Here is a 2016-nt window from a genome sequence, read left to right on the forward strand (position 1 = left end):
CATCCTTGACCTTCAGTAAATAATGATTTTTTATCTGTCTCTATTTTTATTCCAGAAAGAACTAACTTATCTATTCCTACTCTTTCTAACTTATCTCTAATTAACATCTCATAGATTCACCTCCTTCTTATATATTCATAGAGATATTACATTGGTGATTTGTTTTAGGAGGTCCACCTAATGTAATATCTTTAAAAATATATAATTTATTTTTTCTTTAATTTCTCAGCAAATTTTACAGATAGTTCCTGAGTTTCAAATTTTATATAATCATCTTTTAATATTTTGGCTTTGGCATAGTCTGGCATCTTATACCAATTAAAATTTATAAGCTTTCTTAGCTGTTCTTTTTCTGTTTTATTCATAGCCAACCATCCAACCTTGGCAAGATCCTTTCTTTTGATTTCCAAAAGTTCCATTTCAGATAATCTTATTTCTTTCTTTTTCTTCCAGTTCATAAGCACCCCCTGTTGGGTAATTGAGTTCCCACCATCTCAATATTTAAATAGTTTCCCTTTAGATTAACTATTTCCCTTATAAAAAAACAAAAAAAAGAGGCAGTGTATAGACTTATACTAGTCTATGCACTGCCTCGGTATTTATCCGATGACATATGGCTGGAGTTTCACGCAGACAAATTATTTATACAATAATTCCTGAAGATCTTCTCCCAATTGTTCTGAATTCTATAAAGATGGTAAAGTCACATCTCTTAAAAATATACTCAGCCTCTAATCAAACACGATGGGATTATCACATCGATGTACCATGATTAGTTAATATTTATTTGTAATGTTTCTGTTATTTAGAATATATAACATTGTTAGGTCGATTGTCAATATAAGTTTTTTTAGAAACTTTTTCACAGAATAATATTTTTCCTTGTTCTACCTCTAAAACTAACTTTCCATCAAAATTATCAGTAGATAATTGAGTCATAATTGCTTCAACTTTTCTCCAATCAGCTTTTTCTTTCCTATTCATAATAAATCTCCCCCTAAAATAAAATATATTTTTCTTTGGTCTTATTTAAAGGATAGCATAAATATTTTTTCCTGTTAAGTATAAAATAAAAAAAGAGCCAAAATAATTTTTGACTCTTAGTATTTGATATTATTTTTTACTTGTTTTGAGTTTAATTATTTCAAGTAATGATTTTATCTCTGAAAGCACAGCATGAAAGAAAAGTCCTCCGACTACTAGGATCACAATATAAACCCCATATCCATCAAAATAACTAGTAATAGCAGGGAAAATAGTAGTGATTATTTTTATGAAAGATGAAATAATTAATAGTATTAAACTACTTCTTCCTAGATTATGTATTTCCTTTTTAAATGTTCTTTTTTTATATTCATATAAAACATTCTCCTAAATCATTTTTTTTATCTATAAAAACATATTTATTTTCTCTATATTCTGCAACACCTAATAACTCAAATAAACCACCAATAGTTGTAAAATTACAACCTCCCTCCTTCGAACAGTAAGGTAACTCTGTGTTAAAAGTTTTCCTATCAAAATATTTTTTTTGTTTCAATAAAGAAAAAGAAAAATTAAATTCATCACAATTTATACCTTTTTCATAGTATTTATTTTTTACTGTTCTAGAAGGTATTTTATAGATAAGGGGTTCCTTCCCTCTTCTTTTGCCTAATCCTTTTATAATTTGTTTTTCTGTATAAGGTTTAGGAATAATCATACCTTTCAAATCTTTAATTTGATTTTTAATTTCTTTGAAAAAATCATATTTTTCTATGTTTATTTTATTAAACAATGACATTCTTCCCCCTTAAATTAAATACAGTATATTTTGACCAAAAAAAATTATGCTACCATTTCTTCACACATTAATTTAGCTTGTCTTAAGACTGTCTCCATTGCTTTTTCTTGTCCTTTTGGTGGATATTTATATTTTCTAAGTAATCTTTTTATAGTTTTTCTCATCGTTGCTTGTGCTGATTCCTTTTCATACCAATCCACTTTTAAATTAGCTTTTACAGATCTAGTTAATTC

Annotated in this window: 4 protein-coding genes; all 4 read right to left on the reverse strand. The window is 27.1% G+C overall.

Annotated features, from left to right (window positions below; genetic code table 11):
- Window positions 1–206: 206 nt before the first annotated feature.
- Window positions 207–458 carry a hypothetical protein gene (locus tag WBG30_RS09840; protein ID WP_424504481.1) on the reverse strand — a complete coding sequence of 84 codons (252 nt, stop codon included), beginning with the start codon at window positions 456–458 and terminating at the stop codon, window positions 207–209.
- A gap of 343 nt (window positions 459–801) precedes the next feature.
- Complete coding sequence (locus WBG30_RS09845; protein ID WP_424504482.1) at window positions 802–984, reverse strand: hypothetical protein; 183 nt, start codon at window positions 982–984, stop codon at window positions 802–804.
- Window positions 985–1354: 370 nt separating this feature from the next.
- Window positions 1355–1783: a hypothetical protein gene (locus tag WBG30_RS09850; RefSeq protein WP_424504483.1), complete on the reverse strand. Its 429-nt coding sequence runs from the start codon at window positions 1781–1783 to the stop codon at window positions 1355–1357.
- Between the two features lie 44 nt (window positions 1784–1827).
- The coding region (locus WBG30_RS09855) for a type I restriction enzyme endonuclease domain-containing protein (protein WP_424504484.1) at window positions 1828–2016 on the reverse strand (189 nt) is incomplete at its 5' end.

The organism is Psychrilyobacter sp., assembly GCF_049671765.1.
Lineage (GTDB): Bacteria > Fusobacteriota > Fusobacteriia > Fusobacteriales > Fusobacteriaceae > Psychrilyobacter.